Here is an 18,976-nt window from a genome sequence, read left to right as displayed (position 1 = left end):
GTTCAAGTGGCGACTCATGCTCTCAGCGCCGCCCCGAAACGTGTGTGGCCATCGGTGACGATCGCATCGACTAACTGATTGATTTCCTCATCATTCAGCGTGCGCGAAGGATGCTGCCAGGTCAAGCCCAGGGCGAGCGACTTGTGACCATCGGCTACCCCCTGGCCCTGATAGACGTCAAACAGGCGCAGGTCCGTCAGCCATTCACCGGCTTGCGAGCGGATGGCGTCGAGCAGCGACTGCACGTGAACGCCCTCTTCGACCACGAAGGCCAGGTCACGACGCACTTCCGGATACTTGGAGAGCGGCGCGAAGCGTGGCAGACGGCCCGCGCAGGCAGAGGCCAGTGTGATCTCGAACACGAACACCTCGACCTTCAGGCCAAGCTCGGCGCGCGCCGCCGGGTGCAGGGCACCCATCCAGCCCGCCGGCTCGCCATTGAAGAACAGCTGAGCGCACTGGCCCGGGTGCAGTGCCGGATGCTCGGCGGCTTCGAAGCGCCAGGCATCCAGATTGCCGCCCAGTGCCAGCAGTGCCTCGACATCGCCCTTGAGATCGAAGAAGTCGACCTTGTCACGACCGCCATTCCAGCCTTCCGGCAGACGGGCGCCGGTGATCAGGCCACCGATCATCGGCGTCTGCTCGAGGGAGTCCAGCTCACCGCGGAACACAAGCCCGGTCTCGAACAGGCGCACGCGCGACTGCTGACGATTGAGGTTGTGGCTCAGCGCCTTGACCAGCCCCGGCAGCAGCGAGCTGCGCATCACGGCCATGTCGCTGGAAATCGGGTTGGCCAGTGCCGGTGCCACCCCTTGCGGGTCCAGCGTCTTCTGCAGCTCTGGGGCGACGAAGCTATAGCTGATCGCTTCCTGATAGCCCCGCGCCACCAGCTGACGACGCAGGCTGGTCAGCGGCTGGGTGGTCTCATTGGCCACGGCCGGTGCCAGACGCGCGTTCGGACGGCTGACCGGCAGATTGTTGTAGCCGTGGATGCGCGCCAGCTCTTCGATCAGATCAGCCTCGATGCTGACATCGAAACGCCAGCTCGGCACCGTCACCTGCCATTGGCTATCGCCATTCGCGGCGACCTGCATGCCCAGACGCTCGAGAATCTCGACGATCTCGTCATCCGGCAGCGCCATGCCCAGCGTGCGCTCGACACTGGCGCCGCTCAGGCTGACGACGGCGGCCTTGGGCAGCGCTGCGTCGCTGGCGACCTCGATGATCGGGCCCGGCTTGCCGCCGGTGATCTCGAGCAGCAGGGCCGTCGCGCGTTCGATGGCATCACGCTGCAGCTGGGCGTCCACACCACGCTCGAAACGATGCGAGCTGTCAGTGTGCAGGCCGTAGCTGCGCGCCTTGCCAGCGACGCTCAACGGCGCGAAGAAGGCCGACTCGAAGAAGATGTCGCGCGTCTCGGCATTCACGCCACTGCCTTCGCCGCCCATCACGCCAGCGATGGCCAGCGGGCCCTTCTCGTCGGCGATGACCAGGGTGTCGTCACGCAGCGCGACTTCCTGACCGTCGAGCAGCGTCAGCGGCTCTTCAGCGGCTGCCATGCGCACTTCGATGCCACCGTTCAGGCGTGCCAGATCGAAGGCGTGCATCGGCTGGCCGAGTTCGAGCAGCACGTAGTTGGTGACGTCGACGACGGGGTCGATGCTGCGGATGCCACTGCGACGCAGACGCTCCTCGAGCCACAGCGGCGAGTTCGCGGTGACATTGACGTCACGCACGACACGTCCCAGATAGCGCGGGCACGCCTCTGGCGCGCTGACGGTGACCGGGAAGGTATCGTCGATCTGGGCGGCGACCGGCTCGATGCTCGGCGCCGTGACGGCGAGACGGTTGAGCACGCCGACTTCGCGCGCCAGACCCTTGACGCTCAGGCAGTCGCCGCGGTTCGGGGTCAGATCGACCTCGATGGCGTTGTCGTCAAGATTCAGGAAGTCACGGGCATCACGGCCCACCGGCGCGTCCGCGACCAGCACCATGATGCCGTCGGAGGCTTCAGCTTCCAGACCCAGCTCGGAGGCGCCACAGATCATGCCGCGGGATTCGACACCGCGCAGTTTGGCCTTGCGAATCTTGAAGTCGCCCGGCAGCTTGGCGCCGACCTGAGCGAAGAGCACCTTTTGGCCAGCGGCGACATTCGGCGCGCCACAGACGACCTGCACCAGCGCACCGCTGCCATCATCCACCTGGCAGACATTGAGGCGATCGGCCTCCGGGTGCGGTTGCTTGTCCTTGACCTCGGCCACGACCACACCGGTGAACTCACCGGCGACCGGTTCGATACCATCGACTTCCAGACCGGCCATGGTGACCTGATCGGCCAGCTGCTGGGTGTTCAGTTCCGGCGACACCCACTCACGCAGCCACTGTTCGGAAAATTTCATCTTGCTGTCCTGTTCCGTAAGTTCACGCCCTCAAGGCGCGATACGTGAATGAGTGCCTAGCTGAACTGGCGAAGGAAACGCAGGTCATTCTCGAAGAACAACCGCAGGTCGTTGACGCCGTAACGCAGCATCGCCAGACGCTCCACGCCCATGCCGAAGGCGAAGCCGCGGAAGCGCTCGCTATCGATACCGGAGTGACGGAAGACTTCCGGATGCACCATGCCGCACCCCATCACCTCGAGCCAGCCGGTGTGGGAGCAGACACGACAGCCGTCACCGGCACACATCACGCACTGGATATCGACTTCAGCGGACGGTTCTGTGAACGGGAAGTAGGACGGGCGGAAGCGCACTTCCAGGTCATCACGCTCGAAGAAGGCATGCAGGAACTCTTCGACGGTACCCTTGAGGTCGGCGAAGCTGACATTCTCGTCGACCAGCAGACCCTCGACCTGGTGGAACATCGGTGTATGGGTCAGATCGGAGTCGCAGCGATAGACGCGGCCCGGGCAGACGATACGCAGCGGCGGCTCACTGGCCTTCATGCTGCGCACCTGCACCGGAGAGGTGTGAGTGCGCAGAAGACGCGTGGCATCGAAATAGAAGGTGTCATGCATCGCGCGCGCCGGGTGATGCGACGGGATGTTCAGCGCTTCGAAGTTGTGATGGTCATCTTCGATTTCCGGCCCTTCAGCGACACCGTAACCAATGTGCGAGAAGAAGCTTTCGATACGCTCAAGCGTGCGGGTGACCGGGTGCAGGCCGCCTACCGGCTCACCACGGCCCGGCAGGGTCACATCGACGCGCTCGGCGGCAAGACGCGCATTGAGCGCCGCCGTTTCCAGCGTATTGCGACGTGCATCCAACTCGCCACTCAGCAGTTGCTTGGCTTCGTTGATGGTCTCACCGGCCTTGGGACGCTCTTCGGGGGACAGCTTGCCGAGGCCCTTGAGCAGTGCGGTGATCTCGCCCTTCTTGCCGAGAAAACGTACCCGTACCTCGTCGAGGGTCTGGACGTCTTCGGCCGCCTGGATCGCGGTGCGTGCTTCGTCCACCAGGGTGGAAAGATGTTCCATCCGTTCAGCTCCGATCGCTTGAGTCACTGGCGCGGCAATGTCCGCCACCAATGGAAGTCGCGCCGACCCGAAGGTCGGCAGGGAGAGCGCTCCGCCTGCGGTGAGTCACACAGACGATCGCGCCCTTGCCAGAGACCGGCCCACAACGCGGCCAATCCCGTTCATGTCGCTGCTGACCCACCGCCGGTTCTCTGACGGCAGGCCAAACAAAAACAGGGGAAGAGCGGCTGCTCTTCCCCTGTGACGTAACACGTCATCTCGATACCGCCTGAGTTGTCCAATGCAAGCATTCGACAGTCACGGCCCGATTCGCCACCTGAGCGGCTCGCCGGGACTGGGCGACATCTGATCCGGTCACTTACTGAGCAGCCTTGGCCTTCTCGACGATGGCAGCAAAGGCAGCTTTTTCGTGAACCGCGATATCGGCGAGGACCTTGCGGTCGATCTCGATATTGGCCTTCTTCAGGCCAGCGATGAAGCGGCTGTAGGACATGCCATTGATGCGGGCCGCAGCGTTGATACGCGCGATCCACAGGGCACGGAACTGACGCTTGCGGACACGACGGTCACGGTAAGCGTACTGGCCGGCCTTGATGACAGCCTGCTTGGCTACGCGGAAGACGCGTGAACGCGCTCCGTAGTAACCCTTGGCCTGCTTCATGATCTTCTTGTGACGGCGACGTGCGACGACGCCACGCTTGACGCGGGACATAGCGTACTCCTGATATTAAGAAAGTTGGACCGAGGTAAGGACGGCTTACAGGTTCGGCAGCATGCGCTGGATCAGCGCCTTGTCTGCAGCGTGAACCTGCTTCATGCCACGCAGCTGACGCTTACGCTTGGTCGACTTCTTGGTCAGGATGTGGCTACGGAAGGACTGCTTGTGCTTGAAGCCGTTGGCAGTCTTCTTGAAGCGCTTGGCAGCGCCGCGGTTAGTCTTGATCTTCGGCATGAGTATTAACTCCGCTCGGTTTCTTGAGAAAATCCAGGGCCGACAAAAAGAGCCACGCCCGCAGGCGTGACCCTGATGTGTCCGTTTTACTGCCTATGGATCACTTCTTTTTCGGCGCGAGAATCATGATCATCTGACGGCCTTCCATTTTCGGGAAGGACTCGACGGTCACGAGCTCCGAGAGGTCGCCGGCGATCCGTTCCATCAGCTTGCGGCCGATGTCCTGGTGCGCCATTTCGCGACCACGGAAGCGCAAGGTTACCTTACCCTTGTCTCCGCCTTCGATGAAGCGAGTCAGGTTGCGTAGCTTGACCTGATAATCGCCTTCATCGGTACCAGGACGGAATTTGACTTCCTTGACCTGGATCTGTTTCTGCTTCTTCTTCTGCAGATTCTTCTGTTTCTTCTCGTCGAAAAGAAACTTGCCGTAATCCATGATCTTGCAGACGATGGGGTCGGCATTGGAAATCTGGACGAGGTCGAGCCCTGCCTCTTCGGCCTTGACAAGCGCATCTTTGGTTGACACTACGCCAACCTGCTCGCCATCTGCGTCGATGAGGCGGACTTCGTCCGCACGAATACGGTCATTGATGGGAGCCCGCTTTTCCTGGGGGCGTCCGCGCTGATTATTCCGCTTGATCGTTGCGTCTCCGTTTGGCTGAAATTCGTTACTGTCAGACCTGTTCTTCCTTCAGGCGTTCCATGAATTCTGAAACTTTCATGGTGCCGAGGTCTTCACCGGAACGGGTTCTGACAGCTACTGCATCAGCTTCCACTTCCTTGTCGCCAACGACGATGAGGTAAGGAACCTTCTGCAGAGTATGCTCACGGATTTTAAAGCCGATCTTCTCGTTCCTCAAGTCTGCTTTGACACGGATGTCATGTTTCTCGAGGCGGGAGACCAGATCCTTGGCATATTCTGCCTGGGAATCCGTGATATTCATTACGACAACCTGCTCCGGGGCGAGCCAGAATGGCATCGCGCCTGCGTGGTGCTCGATCAGGATGCCGAGGAAGCGCTCGAAGGAGCCGAGAATCGCGCGGTGCAACATGACCGGCATGCGACGCTCTCCACTTTCATCGACAAACTGGGCACTGAGACGCTCAGGCAGATTGAAGTCGAGCTGTAGAGTACCACACTGCCAGACACGATTCAGACAATCTCGCAGAGAGAATTCAATCTTTGGTCCATAGAAGGCACCCTCACCCGGCTGCAGCTCCCACGGCAGGCCAGTCGCATCCAGTGCTGCCTGCAGGCCGGCTTCGGCCTTGTCCCACGCTTCCGGCTCACCGATGAAGGATTCCGGACGGGTGGAGAGCTTCAGCTCGACGTCTTCGAAGCCGAACTGACGGTAGACTTCCAGCGTCAGACGGATGAAGTCCTCGGCCTCGGACTCGACCTGATTCTCGGTACAGAAGATGTGGGCGTCATCCTGGGTGAAGCCACGCACGCGCATCAGACCATGCAGAGAGCCGGACGGCTCGTTGCGGTGGCAGGAGCCGAACTCGGCCAGACGCAGCGGCAGGTCACGGTAGCTCTTCAGGCCCTGATTGAAGACCTGGACGTGACACGGGCAGTTCATCGGCTTGACCGCGTACTCACGCTTCTCGGACTCGGTGGTGAACATCAGCTCGTTGTAATGTCCCCAGTGCCCGGACTTCTTCCACAGCGAAAGATCGACCACCTGCGGCGTCTTGATCTCCTGGTAGCCATTGGCACGCTGGATACGACGCATGTACTGCTCGAGCACCTGATACATGGTCCAGCCATTCGGGTGCCAGAACACCATGCCCGGCGCTTCTTCCTGCATATGGAAGAGGTCCAGCTTCTTGGCCAGCTTGCGGTGATCGCGCTTCTCGGCTTCCTCGAGACGCTTGAGGTAGGCCTTGAGCTGCTTCTTGTCCGGCCAGGCGGTGCCATAGATGCGGGTCAGCATCGGCTTGGTGGAATCACCACGCCAGTAGGCACCGGCCAACTTGAGCAGCTGGAAGTGCTTGAGGTGACGGGTATTCGGCACGTGCGGGCCGCGGCACATGTCGGTGTATTCTTCGTGGTGGTAAAGGCGGATGGTGTCGCCTTCGCCGATGCCCTCGATGATCTCCTGCTTGTACGGCTCATCGCGCTTCTCGAAAGCGGCCATGGCCTGGTCACGCGAGACATACTCACGCACCACATCGTACTCGCTGTCGATCAGCTGCTTCATGCGCTTCTCGATGGTCTCGAGATCTTCCGGGGTGACCGAGCGGCCAAAGTCGATGTCGTAGTAGAAACCGTCATCGATGACCGGGCCGATGGCCATCTTGGCCTCCGGGTAGAGCTGCTTGACGGCATGACCGATCAGATGCGCGCAGGAGTGACGAATCACGTCCAGGCCTTCCGCATCACGCGCCGTGAGAATGGCGACGTTGGCGTCTTCGGTGATCATGTCAGCGGCATCGACCTCGACGCCATTGATCTTGCCGGCCACACAGGCCTTGGCAAGACCGGGACCGATGGACTCGGCCAGCTGCATCACGGAAATCGGGGTATCGAAGGTACGCTGGCTGCCGTCAGGCAGAGTAACGATAGGCATGAAGAATTCCTTGCGTTCAGTGGTGGCCCTTACCAAGGGTCACGTGAAGCGAATTTGGCCGAACACGGGGCGTCGGCTCGAAATGGGGGCAATGACGATCACGCCCCTCACGCTACTGACCCCGGCCTACAATGCCTGGGGCGCCGCCCACTGCCCCATGATGATCGAGCGACCAGTCAGGGTGTGGACACATAACGCGGGAACATGAGCGAGGCAAGACCTTAGCAGCCCGTTCAAAAGTCGTAAAGATACGCTTGAGCCACTGAAGACCATGCACGACACGAACGCAGACGGGGCGCCCTGAGGCGCCCCGTCTGATTCAGCTTACCGCGTTCGGCTTACTTGACTTCAGCAAGCTCGACACGACGGTTTTCGGCACGGCCTGCAGCGGTATCGTTGCTGGCGACCGGCTGCTCTTCACCGTAACCCACAGTCTGGATACGGTTGGCGCCAACACCTTCGGAAGCCAGGTAGGCCTTCACGGAGTCAGCACGCTTCTGGGACAGCTGCTTGTTGTAGGAGTCAGAACCCACGGAGTCAGTGTGACCTTCGACGCGAACGCGGACGTTCTCGTTGGAGACCAGCTTGGCCGCCACACCGTTCAGCACTTTCTCAGCGTTGGCAGTCAGCTTGGCGGAGTCGAACTCGAAGTTCACGTCACGCAGGACGAGGTCAGCGACGCAACCCAGTGCATTGACCTTGGCGCCGGCCGGGGTGTTCGGGCACTGGTCCTGGTAGTCCGGCACGCCGTCACCGTCGGAATCGAGCGGGCAGCCTTTCGCGTCAACAGTGACGCCGGCCGGAGTACCCGGGCACTGGTCCTTGTAGTCAGCAACGCCGTCACCGTCGGTGTCCAGCGGGCAGCCTTTCGCATCAACAGCGACGCCTGCCGGAGTCCCCGGGCATTCGTCACGGTCGTTCGGCACGCCGTCGCCATCGTCGTCCATGGACTTCGGAGCATCGTCAGCACACAGCAGTGCGCCAGCGGTCGCGCCGCCGACAGCACCCAGAGAAGCGCCGGTGTCTTCGTCGCTGTCGCCAGAGACGCCGTAACCAATCCCGCCACCGATCAGGCCACCGGCCAGACCGCAGACGAACGGCTGGCTGTACCAGGGCTTCTCAGCAGATGAAGACTGGGAAGCAGAGCTTGCGCAGCCAGACAGGCCAACAACCAATGCAGAACCCAGAACCAGGCCAGTCGTAGATCTTTTCATGTAAGACTCCTTCTTAACACAGCGCAATATGTAACGAGGGTGTTACGTATCGACTCAGTATAAGAGCCGAACTCGTTACGATGAAAGGAATTTTATTCAAATCTTCCTTTAAGAAGAAAGCACATGCAGGTGCGTCCTTCCAGCTCTGATCGGGTCTGTTTCCCTTGAAAACGGTACCGATCCTCATGCATACGGTGAAGGAAAACAGTGTTTTTTGCAACGTCGAAAAACTTTGACACTAACTGTATCCGAATAGCGACGCTGTAAAACCCCTGTTTTACTCTCTTCCAAGGTGCTGGCGCACCAGCCCCTCGAAAATCTCGACGCCGGGCGCCAACAGCGTATCAGGAAAATCGTAATCGGGGTGGTGAAGGCCCGGCATTTCCTCACCTGCGCCAAATGTAAACATGGCGGCATGGCAGTCACGTGCCAGCACGCCAAAGTCCTCGGACCAGCGATGTGCCTGAGGAAGTTCCACGCAATCAAGCCCTTGCTGTCGCGCCACGCGACGAATCATGTCGTTCGCCTCAGGCGAATTCCAGGTCGCATCGAAGGTGTCACACCAGTCCACGTCGATGCCCAGACGGTCTTCTTCCGCCTCGCTGCGCGCCAGTGACACCGCCGCTTCGGCCAGCGCCTTCATCATGTCATCGCTCTCGGTGCGCAGGGTGACCATCACCTCGGCGCCGCCCGGTGAGGTGCCGAACGCGACCTCGCCCAGGCGCGCATGAATCAGGGTCACCATCGCAAGTCCGGTCTCATCGGCAAATTGCAACGGCAGACGCGACAGGCCTTGCATGATGCGACACATGGCCATCGCCGGGCTGCGACCATTTTCCGGGTGGGCCGCATGTGCACAGAGCCCGGAAAGCCGCACGATCATGCCGCGCGAGGCGCAGGTGAAGGCATGGTCACGCACGCTGACCTCCCTGAGGGGGCGCCCCGGCAGGTTGTGGCACGAATAGAGATAGTCCGGCTTGAGCGCGGCAAAGGCCTTACTGCGCACGACGGCGCGCGCGCCTTCGCCGGTTTCCTCGGCGGGCTGGAACAGCAACACCACCTCACCCCTGGCGACCGGAGACGCCGCCAGGCGCTGCGCCACGCCCAGCATCCAGCTCATGTGGCCGTCATGGCCGCACAGGTGCCCGACATGCGGATGACAGGAGGACCAGTCGCCGCGCGGCGCCTCATCGATTGGCAGCGCATCCAGCTCGCAGCGCAGCATGACGCGCGGGCCTGGCTCGGCGCCGCGGAAGATGGCGGCCAGACCATGCCCGCCCAGCCCGCTGACCACCTCGGCGCCGGCCTCCTGCATCCAGCCGGCGATGCAGGCCGCCGTGGCGGCTTCCTGTCCGGAGAGTTCCGGTGAGCGGTGCAGCGCGTGACGCAGCTCGGCCAGCGGCGTGCCCAGCAAGGAAATTGTCGTGTTCATGCCTGCCTCGTGAAGACTCATCAGATGGCCTGCCCCAGATCTGCTGGCGAAGCGGGACGCTTGCGCCCCAGGTAATGCTGATGCCAGAACTCCATGTTGCTCAGCACGCGACTCGCCGCCAGTTGCAGCGGCTCTGCCAGCGCTTCCTCGACGGCGATGCGCTCCTTGTCTTCGGCCAGACGCTCACGCGGCGACAGCTCCTTGCGCGCCGAATGGGTGTGCAGGTGTGATACCCGCCCATGCAGGACACCGAAGACCGAGAGCACGTCATCTTCGGCCAGACTGGTATCGAGAATCTCGATCAACACCTTGCAGCGCAGACCGCCTTCCACCATGTCGACCTGCCCGGCCTGCATGGCGCGTGCGATGGCTTCGAGGCTTTCCAGACAGTTGGCGCGCGCCTGGATGAGCTCTTGCTCACGACGCGCCTCACGCACCTTGACCTCGCGGCGCAGCTTGAGGGCATAGAACGCCAATCCCGCGATGATGATGATCGCGATGACGGCCAGAATGATGCTGATAGTCAGGGACATGCCTTTCTCCTGCGGTAAACAAGCCATGAGTATAGGGACTGCACACGCGACACCCAAGGCGGGGCACTGCGACCGATGACCACGCAGCCCGCCCTCGCCCACCTCTTGCGTCAACAAAAGGCCCCGCATCAGGGATACGGGGCCAGTCGCGTCATTCACTCTTGCACGCTTTTCTCTGTCGCACTCATGCTTCGTCCGGCACGCGAGCGGTCAATCTGTCAGCGCAGATCTTCACCGCCCCGCCATCAAGGCCTCGAAGCTGGACTTGAGCTTGAGATTCTGCGCCTGATGCGAGTAATTGCGTGCCAGACTGGCCAGCGCAGCGCTCAGCGCCTGCGTGTCGCTCTCGAGCAGATGGGTGCAGCGCTCGGCCCACTGCTGTGGCGTGGACTCTGCCGCCATGACCAGCTCAGGGTAATCATCGAGCAACTCAGCCGAGCCGACCCGCGCATTAAGCAGCACCGGCGCACCACAGGCCATCGCCTCCAGCGCGACACGCCCGAACTCCTCGATATGGGCTGGCATCACGAACAGGTCCAGCGCACCATAGAGCGTCTCGACCTCGGGAATGGTCGAGCGCCAGATCATACGCTCGGCGATGCCCGCCTCCCTGGCCTGCTGCTGGTAAGGCGCGGCATCATCCTTGCCTACTACCAGGAAGCGATAGCGGCCCGGTGAGGCCTGCTCCATCAGCGCCGCCATCGCCACGAACCCGGCCACGTTGCGCTTGGTGAAGTTGCCGGATGACACAAGACCGACCAGCAGCTCATCCTCAGCCACGCCCAATGCCTCACGCTGGGCGGTGCGCCCTGCGCGCGCGCGCTCGACCGTGAATTGCACCGGATCATAGCCCGGGTAGCTGATCTCGATCCGCTCAGGCGCGATACCGTAGCGCGCCATCAGGTCCTCGCCCATCATGCGCGAATTGACCGCAACCTGACGGAACTTGCCACCCTTGAGCACGTGATCATGAATCGCCGCCACTTCGTGGTCGCGAGGCAGCTCACGGCCATGGATGCACTGCGAGGCAAGGTGCACGCAATTGTGCAGATAGACGGTATCCGGGCTTTCGCAGTCACCATGACTGATCAGCAGGTCGGGCGCATGACGGCTGGCCCAGGCCTGAACACGGCGATTGAACCAGAAACGTCGATACGCCCCCTTGAAGGGCCAGCGCCACAGGCGCACCAGTTCCGCGCCGTGTGAGCGAGCCAGCTCAGGCTTGCCGCGCTCGGCGAGAATCACCACGCGATAGCCCAGCGCGCGCAACGCATCCGCCTGCTCGAAGGCATTGCGGCTGGCACCGGTATTCTTCTCGACCTGACGAATGGCGATCGCGGCCAGTTTGCCTGCACCAGTGCTCACGACGCCTCCTGCACACGACGCATGGAGTCACCGCGGCCGACGGCGTAGTACATCAGGCCAGCGGACTTCATGGCGGCGGGCTCGAACAGGTTGCGGCCATCGACCACCACCGGGAAACCGAGCTGCGCCTTGAGCCACTCACCGTCCAGGGTGCGGAATTCCTTCCACTCGGTGCACACCACCAGTGCATCGGCACCCTTGACTGCCTGCTGACGGTCCGCGACCAGCATCAGGTCGTCGCGCTCGCCGTAGATGCGGCGGCATTCCTTCATCGCTTCCGGGTCATAGGCCTGCACGGTCGCACCAGCGGCCCACAGCGCTTCCATCAGCGTGCGGCTCGGCGCGTCGCGCATGTCATCGGTGTTGGGCTTGAAGGCCAGACCCCAGACGGCGATGGTCTTGCCCTTGAGATCACCATCGAAGGCCCGCGACAGCTTATCGAACAGCGTGACCTTCTGGCGCTTGTTGACGGATTCCACGGCGGTCAGCAGCTCGGCGTCATAGCCGACCTGACTGGCAGTACGCGCCAATGCCTGGACATCCTTCGGGAAGCAGGAACCGCCATAGCCACAACCGGGATAGATGAAGTGGTAGCCGATACGCGGGTCACTGCCGATGCCGCGACGCACTTCCTCGATGTCCGCGCCCAGGCGCTCGGCCAGATTGGAGATCTCGTTCATGAAGCTGATCTTGGTCGCCAGCATGGCGTTGGCGGCGTACTTGGTCAGCTCGGCGGCGCGCACGTCCATGAACATCAGCTTTTCATGGTTGCGGTTGTAGGGCGCGTAGCATTCGCGCATGCGCTCACGCACCTTCTCGGAATCGGTGCCGACCACGATGCGCGCGCCACGCGTGAAGTCCTCCAGCGCCGCGCCTTCCTTGAGAAATTCCGGGTTGGAGCAGACATCGAAGTCGACACTTTCGCCGCGCTCGGCAAGCACTTCGGCGACTCGCGCCGTGACACGATCCGCCGTGCCCACCGGCACGGTGGACTTGTCGATGATGACCTTGTAGTCATTCATGTGCTCGCCGATGGTGCCGGCCACCGCAAGCACGTACTTGAGATCGGCGCTGCCGTCTTCGTCCGGCGGTGTGCCCACGGCGATGAACTGCAGCACGCCATGCTCGACGGCTTCACGCGCGTCAGTGGTGAAGTTGAGACGGCCGGCCTCGACATTGCGCAGCACCATGCTCTCCAGCCCCGGCTCGAAGATGGGGATCTCGCCTTGCTTGAGGCCATCGATCTTGGCCGCATCAACATCCATGCAGATCACGTCATGGCCGACATCGGCCAGACAGGTGCCAGTCACCAGGCCTACGTAGCCTGTTCCGAAGACAGTGATTTTCATGTCAGTCCTTGAGGGTTTCTGAAGGTAATGAAGCAGGTGACAAGGTGAACGCCGATGAATCCTCCGACGGCGTCACGCGGGAATCCGGTTGTGGGACTTGCCCGTCGCGTTTCGCGCCCTGCCCGGACATGAACTCCGGGCGCTCCAGCAGCTCGGTGGTCGCCTCGACCGCTTCCTCGAGCTCTTCGGCACCCGGCGCGAGAGGTCGGGAAAGAAAGTCCGACGGCAGGGCTTCATAGAAGTTCAATCGTCCCAGCTGGTCCAGCACCGGATGACGTTCACGTGGCTGATAGCAGACCGCCCAGGGCGACAGGCACGGCTTGTCACCGGAGAAGCGGATGCCCAGCCAGTCGCTGGCCAGATAGGGCAGGTCAAAACTGGCGAAAGGCTCATCGGCGTGCGAGCGCAGGCGCGTCAGCTCGCGCGCGGGATTGGGCGCCTGCCCCGTCTGCCACAGCCACAGCGGAATGCGGTACGGCGCCTGACTGGGGCGATCACCGCCATGCACATAGGCGTCACTGAGCGGGTCATGCTCGAGGCCGTGGTCCGATAGATAGAGCACGCCAGCGGGTCGCCCTTCCAGGCGCTGGAAAACGCCCTCGATCACCTGATCCGTGAAGCGGATGCTGTCATCGTAGGCATCGGTCAGCGGCGAGCGGCTGTCCGGGGTCAGGAAATAGCGCAGTGAATCCGGGTACTGCAGGCTGGCCGGCGGGTGACTGCCGTAGAGATGCAGCACGATCAGCCGCGGCCCATCGACCTCGCGCGCCAGCGCCTCATCCAGTGCATCCAGCAAGCCATCGTCATAGTCGGTCATGATGGTGCCAGCGACATCGGCACGCTGGGCGATGGCGGTGATCCAGGTGCGCTCGGAAGTGATATCGAGCCCCTGGCGCGACAGCCACTCGGTATGATAGCCGGCCTGATTGGCCAGCGAGATCAGATTGGCGTCCAGGTAGCGCGGCGAGAAGGTCCGCGGGTCGGTCAGACTGGCCAGCATCGGTACCGCCAGCACGGTCTGTGGTGCCGGCGCGATGGCCTGATCGAAGACCACCAGCTCATCGCGGCGCGCATCGAGATTCGGCGTCGTGGCACGGGAATAGCCATACAGCGACAGCTGGTCGCGGCGCTGGGATTCACCGATGATCAGGACGAAGACGGCATCATCCGACACCTCGGGGCTGCGCGAGACGCCACCGAAATCATAGTCATCCGCCATCAGCGCCTTGTAGCGCTCCTTCTCCCACCAGGCATGCGAGGTGGTGGCCAGATTCCAGCCCGGCGAGACCGACAGCGTCGTGATGGCCAACGGCACACTGGCCCGCCCCCACTGCCAGCTACCGGCCAGCAGCATCAGCATCCAGAGCACGAAGGCGATTCCGCTGCGCCCGCCCAGCCGGGCGCGAGCCAGCCCCGCCCCGAAGCGATTGCCCAATGACAGCGCCAGCAGGAAGAACCCCAACGGGACGATCAGGGCCAGCGGGAACTTGAACAGCATCGCCATCGATTCGCTGCGGCTGGTATCCAGCGAGCTGAGCGCAAAGGCCAGCCCATAGCGGGAATCGTAATAGACGGCGCTGACCACGCTTGCGGAGAGATTGACGCCCAGCGCCGCCATCAGCCCCAGCGCCGGCCAACGCCAGCGCGGACGATGCAGCGCCGCCAGCAGACACGGCCACAGCAACAGATTGCCGAACAGGATCAGGCCGCCCTCGAGCAGGCCGTGATAGATCAACGGCACCAGACTCGCCAGCAGGGCCAGCGTGATGGCGGAGATCACCCCGGCCCACTTGCTCGCCTGATCGCTGCGTGCAAACAGGCGACGGACGAGGCGCTGCAGCAGGCCCTTCATGCGCGTCCTCGCAACGGCATGAACGCTTCAGCCCTCACGCGGGCCAATGGATGCACGAGCCATCGAGCCCCGGCCACCCTCAGACGTCCAGCGCCTGGCGCCAGCGACCATCCGCTTGGCCACAGGCGATGAAGAAGGGATTCACCAGCGTATCGCGGGCGTTGTAGTCCAGACGACGCGATTGTGCGGGCAATGACTCGGCATCGAAGACCTGGCCGCCGGCCGCTTCCAGCACGGCCTGGGCCGCCGCGGTGTCCCACTCGCTGGTCGGCGCGTAGCGCGGATAGAGATCCGCATTGCCTTCCGCGATGCGACAGAACTTGAGCGAGCTGCCACAGCTGACGTTCTCCACCGGTGCCAGTCGCTCGATCAGCGCCGCCGTACGCGCATCGAGATGCGACTTGCTGGCCACGACTCTCAATACCTCGGGCTCCGGGCTGACCGCGATCGCGACACGCCCGGCGGCGTCTTCCCGGAAGGCCCCCACGCCGGCAAGGCCGCTCCAGGTCGTCGCCAGCACCGGCGCATCCACCACGCCCAGCACGCTGCGCGAGCCCTGGATCAGCGCCACGTTGACGGTGTATTCACCGCTGCCGGTGACGAATTCACGCGTGCCATCCAGTGGGTCGACCAGCCAGAAGGTCTGCCAGTCACGCCGCGCCGCGATATCGGCCTTGTCGCTCTCCTCCGAGAGCACCGGGATCTGCGGCGTCAGGCGGGCCAGCCCCTCGACCAGCACATGATGCGCCGCCATATCCGCCGCCGTGACGGGGCTGTCATCCGCCTTGGCGCGCGTGCCGAGCTCTCCCCCACGGGCAACGGCGAGTATCGCCTGCCCCGCTTCACGGCAAAGCTGTTCAATGGCCGTCAGCAGTTCAAGATCGAGGGTGACATCAGACTGGGTCATGGGGGTCTCGCAGAGAATTCGAAGGAGTCGACACGGGCCCTTCGGCCCGCCGTCATCATACGCAAAAGCGGCCGCGGATGCTGCCCGCGACCGCTTCGAGAGGTCTTCACACAAGCGCCGTCAACTCAAGCTTGGTCAACTCAAGCTCGGTCAATGCAGGCGCACTGACCCTGCAGTGTCAGTTTTCAGGCACTGCGATAGCCGTTGGGGTTGCGTGACTGCCAACGCCAGCTGTCGGCCATCATGCGATCGAGACCCAGCTCGGCCTTCCACTTCAGCTCGTTGAAGGCCTTGTCCGGCTCTGCCCAGCATTCGGCGATATCGCCGGCGCGACGCGGTGCGATGCGATACGGCACCGGACGACCGCTGGCCTTCTCGAACGCCTTGACCATGTCCAGCACGCTGTAGCCGGTCCCAGTGCCCAGGTTATAAGTGTGAACGCCATCCCGCGCATCACCGGCCAGGTAGTCCAGCGCCTTGAGGTGGCCATCGGCCAGGTCGACGACGTGGATGTAGTCGCGCACCCCGGTGCCATCCGGCGTCGGGTAGTCATCACCGAACACGGCCAGTTCCTCGAGGCGGCCCACGGCGACCTGGCTGATATACGGCACCAGGTTGTTGGGGATGCCGTTGGGGTCTTCACCGATGGTGCCGGACTCATGGGCGCCCACCGGATTGAAGTAGCGCAGCAGCGCGATGCGCCAGCTGTCATCCGCGACGGCCAGGTCGCGCAGTACTTCCTCGACCATCAGCTTGGAGCGGCCATAGGGGTTGGTCGCGGAGGTCGGGAAGTCTTCACGGATCGGCGTGGAGGCCGGATCGCCATACACGGTGGCGGAGGAAGAGAACACGATACGCTTGACGCCGGCACGCGCCATGGCGTCACACAGCACCAGGGTGCCGTTGACGTTGTTGTCGTAGTAGGCCAGCGGCTTGGCGACGCTCTCGCCGACCGCCTTGAGCCCGGCGAAGTGGACCACGGCCTCGATATCGTGACGCTCGAACAGGCTGTCGAGCAGCGCACCGTTGCGGATATCCCCTTCGACGAACGGCACTTCGCGCCCGGCAAGCGTCGCCACACGCGCAAGAGAGGCTTCGCTGGCATTGGACAGGTTGTCCAGCACCAGCACCTGATGGCCGGCCTCCATGAGCGCCAATACCGTATGAGAGCCGATGTAGCCTGCACCACCCGTGACCAGAATCATCAATCATCTTCCTTGTGAAAGTAACGCGACAGTGGGCCACGCAGTTGTCCTGCGCTGGCCCTGTTCATGGCTGCTAACCCTACCTTCCAGCCCTTGCGCTCACAAGTCCACAGCCAACGACAGCGTCTGTCGCCAGACAGCAACCTGACCCGTGCAAGATGGCGTCACACAGGGCCTGGCCCGAGGTGTGAGCGCCTCGGATCAAGCGTCGCGCTTGCGCGGCGTCAAGGTTTCACTTGCCGGAGTTTCAAAACAGGCAATGAAGGCTATTGAGACGCGCCTCAATGCTGAGACAATGGCCGCGCCTTGCCGCCTGAGCGCCCGGCTGATCGACTCGCGAGCGACTTTCTGACAAGGCAGGCAACATGACACGCCGTGCACGTCACCCCGACCGGGAATACATGCGCGACATGTAATGAACAACACCAACACGACAACTCGCCATCACCTACCATGACCCATACCAACAACACGATGACCACCATGATGAGGAAGCCAGTCGCCGACCGGCTTCTCTGGAGTCGACATGCCTGAGCAATCTCCCGATCACGCCGCTGATCAATCCACTACGCCGCCACAAGCGCCACTCGCGGCGCGCATCGGCCTGATACTCGGACCCCTCCTGTTGCTGCTGACCTGGCTGACACCGGCGCCGGGTGACATGCCGGACAGCGCCTGGCTCTGCGTCGGCCTGGCCCTGCTGATGGCCACCTGGTGGGCCACCGAGGCCCTGCCGATTCCGGTGACCTCGCTGCTGCCCATCGTGCTGGTGCCGGCGCTTGGCATCGACGACATCAAGAGCACCACCGCCGCCTATGCCAACCCGACCATCTACCTGTTCCTCGGTGGCTTCCTGCTCGGGATCGCCATGCAGCGCTGGGATCTGCATCGCCGCGTGGCCCTGCATACGCTGAAGCTTGCCGGCCACTCGCCGCGCCGCCAGATCGCCGGCTTCATGATCGCCACCGGCTTCATCAGCATGTGGGTGTCCAACACCGCCACCAGCATCATGATGCTGCCCATCGGCATGTCAGTGGTCAGCCTGATGTCCAGTGGTCAGGACGAGCGCGACAGCAATGACCCGGAACTGAAGCGCTACGCCGCCGCCCTGCTGCTGGGCATCGCCTATTCCGCCAGCCTCGGCGGTATCGCGACCCTGATCGGCACGCCGCCCAATGCCCTGCTGGCAGGTTACCTGTCCAGTGATCAAGGCATCGAGATCGGCTTCGCCCAGTGGATGGTCGTCGGCCTGCCGGTCGCCATCGCGATGTGTGCCATCACCTGGTGGTGGCTGACGCGCACACCCTTCTCCTTCAAGTCCGAGACGGCAGACAGCGGCGAGATGATCAGCCGTGAGCTCAAGGCACTGGGCGCCATGAGCAGCGCCGAGAAACGTGTCGGCGTCGCCTTCCTGGTGGCTGCCCTGCTGTGGATGTTCCGTCCGCTGATCAACCAGATGGGCCTTGCCTGGCTGTCGGACACCGGCATCGCCATGGCCATCGGCGTGGGCCTGTTCGCCATTCCCTCCGGCACCTCACGCGGCCGCCGCCTGCTGGTGTGGGAAGACGCGCGTGACCTGCCCTGGGGCGTGTTGCTGCTGTTCGGGGGTGGTCTGGCACTGGCGGGCGTGATCAAGAGCTCGGGTCTCGCCGAGTGGATCGCCGGCCAGCTGTCGATGTTCAGCGTGCTGCCGCTCATCGGCCTGGTCGCCATCGTGGTCGTGGTGATCATCTTCCTGACCGAGGTCACCTCCAATACCGCGACGGCAGCCGCCTTCCTGCCGCTGCTGGGGGCACTGGCGCTGTCACTGGACATCGATCCGCTGCTGATCACCGTGCCGGCGGCCATCGCGGCCAGCTGTGCCTTCATGATGCCGGTGGCGACGCCGCCCAACGCCATCGTGTTCGCCACCGGCCACCTCAAGATCCAGACCATGATGCGCGCCGGCTTCTTCCTGAACCTGGCCGGTACCGTGGTCGTCACCCTGCTGGCCTATGGCCTGATCGTGGCACTGTGGGTGTAGATGAGGCTGCTGACGCGGGGCCGGGAAGAGAGCGAAGGTGAAAGCGAAGGTGAGAACGAGGGCGAGAGCACAAGCGCCTGACGAGCTTCTCACCGC

The 18,976-nt window shown here is 62.9% G+C and carries 15 protein-coding genes; 1 reads left to right on the top strand and 14 read right to left on the bottom strand.

Going from position 1 to position 18,976, the window contains the following annotated elements:
* Window positions 1-14: 14 nt before the first annotated feature.
* The 14 genes from pheT to galE all read right to left on the bottom strand — a co-directional run bounded on the left by pheT (window position 15) and on the right by galE (window position 16,860).
* Window positions 15-2,399, bottom strand: a complete 2,385-nt coding sequence (gene pheT, locus ACJJV2_RS04880) for a phenylalanine--tRNA ligase subunit beta (protein ID WP_405278625.1) — start codon at window positions 2,397-2,399, stop codon at window positions 15-17.
* Window positions 2,400-2,455: 56 nt separating this feature from the next.
* Window positions 2,456-3,475 (bottom strand): phenylalanine--tRNA ligase subunit alpha, encoded by a 1,020-nt coding sequence (gene pheS, locus ACJJV2_RS04875; RefSeq protein WP_043335643.1) that lies wholly within the window; start codon window positions 3,473-3,475, stop codon window positions 2,456-2,458.
* Window positions 3,476-3,833: 358 nt separating this feature from the next.
* Complete coding sequence (gene rplT / locus ACJJV2_RS04870; protein ID WP_043335644.1) at window positions 3,834-4,187, bottom strand: 50S ribosomal protein L20; 354 nt, start codon at window positions 4,185-4,187, stop codon at window positions 3,834-3,836.
* Window positions 4,188-4,232: 45 nt separating this feature from the next.
* Window positions 4,233-4,427, bottom strand: a complete 195-nt coding sequence (gene rpmI / locus ACJJV2_RS04865; protein WP_043335648.1) for a 50S ribosomal protein L35 — start codon at window positions 4,425-4,427, stop codon at window positions 4,233-4,235.
* Window positions 4,428-4,527: 100 nt separating this feature from the next.
* Entirely contained in the window at window positions 4,528-5,067 is a 540-nt protein-coding gene (gene infC / locus ACJJV2_RS04860; RefSeq protein WP_082388253.1) for a translation initiation factor IF-3, read from the bottom strand.
* A gap of 34 nt (window positions 5,068-5,101) precedes the next feature.
* Window positions 5,102-7,000, bottom strand: a complete 1,899-nt coding sequence (gene thrS / locus ACJJV2_RS04855) for a threonine--tRNA ligase (protein WP_043335653.1) — start codon at window positions 6,998-7,000, stop codon at window positions 5,102-5,104.
* Window positions 7,001-7,338: 338 nt separating this feature from the next.
* The gene (locus tag ACJJV2_RS04850; RefSeq protein ID WP_043335655.1) at window positions 7,339-8,214 is read right to left on the bottom strand and encodes an OmpA family protein; all 876 of its coding nucleotides are present in this window, start codon (window positions 8,212-8,214) and stop codon (window positions 7,339-7,341) included.
* Window positions 8,215-8,491: 277 nt separating this feature from the next.
* Window positions 8,492-9,646 carry an amidohydrolase gene (locus ACJJV2_RS04845; protein WP_405278621.1) on the bottom strand — a complete coding sequence of 385 codons (1,155 nt, stop codon included), beginning with the start codon at window positions 9,644-9,646 and terminating at the stop codon, window positions 8,492-8,494.
* Window positions 9,647-9,666: 20 nt separating this feature from the next.
* Window positions 9,667-10,179, bottom strand: coding sequence for a DUF2489 domain-containing protein (locus ACJJV2_RS04840; protein WP_225347014.1), 513 nt, complete (start codon window positions 10,177-10,179; stop codon window positions 9,667-9,669).
* Window positions 10,180-10,410: 231 nt separating this feature from the next.
* Window positions 10,411-11,544, bottom strand: coding sequence for a glycosyltransferase family 4 protein (locus ACJJV2_RS04835; protein ID WP_405278619.1), 1,134 nt, complete (start codon window positions 11,542-11,544; stop codon window positions 10,411-10,413).
* Window positions 11,541-12,893: a UDP-glucose dehydrogenase family protein gene (locus ACJJV2_RS04830; protein WP_405278617.1), complete on the bottom strand. Its 1,353-nt coding sequence runs from the start codon at window positions 12,891-12,893 to the stop codon at window positions 11,541-11,543. The genes ACJJV2_RS04835 and ACJJV2_RS04830 overlap by 4 nt, the downstream gene beginning before the upstream one ends.
* A 1-nt stretch (window position 12,894) precedes the next feature.
* The gene (locus tag ACJJV2_RS04825; protein WP_405278615.1) at window positions 12,895-14,745 is read right to left on the bottom strand and encodes a sulfatase-like hydrolase/transferase; all 1,851 of its coding nucleotides are present in this window, start codon (window positions 14,743-14,745) and stop codon (window positions 12,895-12,897) included.
* Between the two features lie 79 nt (window positions 14,746-14,824).
* Window positions 14,825-15,652, bottom strand: coding sequence for a 3'(2'),5'-bisphosphate nucleotidase CysQ (gene cysQ, locus ACJJV2_RS04820; RefSeq protein WP_405278613.1), 828 nt, complete (start codon window positions 15,650-15,652; stop codon window positions 14,825-14,827).
* Between the two features lie 185 nt (window positions 15,653-15,837).
* A complete protein-coding gene (gene galE / locus ACJJV2_RS04815) occupies window positions 15,838-16,860 on the bottom strand; it encodes a UDP-glucose 4-epimerase GalE (RefSeq protein WP_054555473.1) in 1,023 nt (340 codons plus the stop codon).
* Window positions 16,861-17,383: 523 nt separating this feature from the next.
* Here galE and ACJJV2_RS04810 point away from each other — a divergent pair.
* On the top strand, window positions 17,384-18,880 hold the full coding sequence (locus ACJJV2_RS04810; protein ID WP_405278610.1) for an SLC13 family permease: 1,497 nt from the start codon (window positions 17,384-17,386) through the stop codon (window positions 18,878-18,880).
* Window positions 18,881-18,976: the final 96 nt, after the last annotated feature.

Origin of the sequence: Cobetia sp. Ld8 (assembly GCF_045066615.1) — a bacterium.
GTDB classification, from domain to species: domain Bacteria; phylum Pseudomonadota; class Gammaproteobacteria; order Pseudomonadales; family Halomonadaceae; genus Cobetia; species Cobetia amphilecti.
The sequence above is the reverse complement of the archived record's forward strand: the minus strand, read 5'-3'. Positions and strand labels throughout refer to the sequence as shown.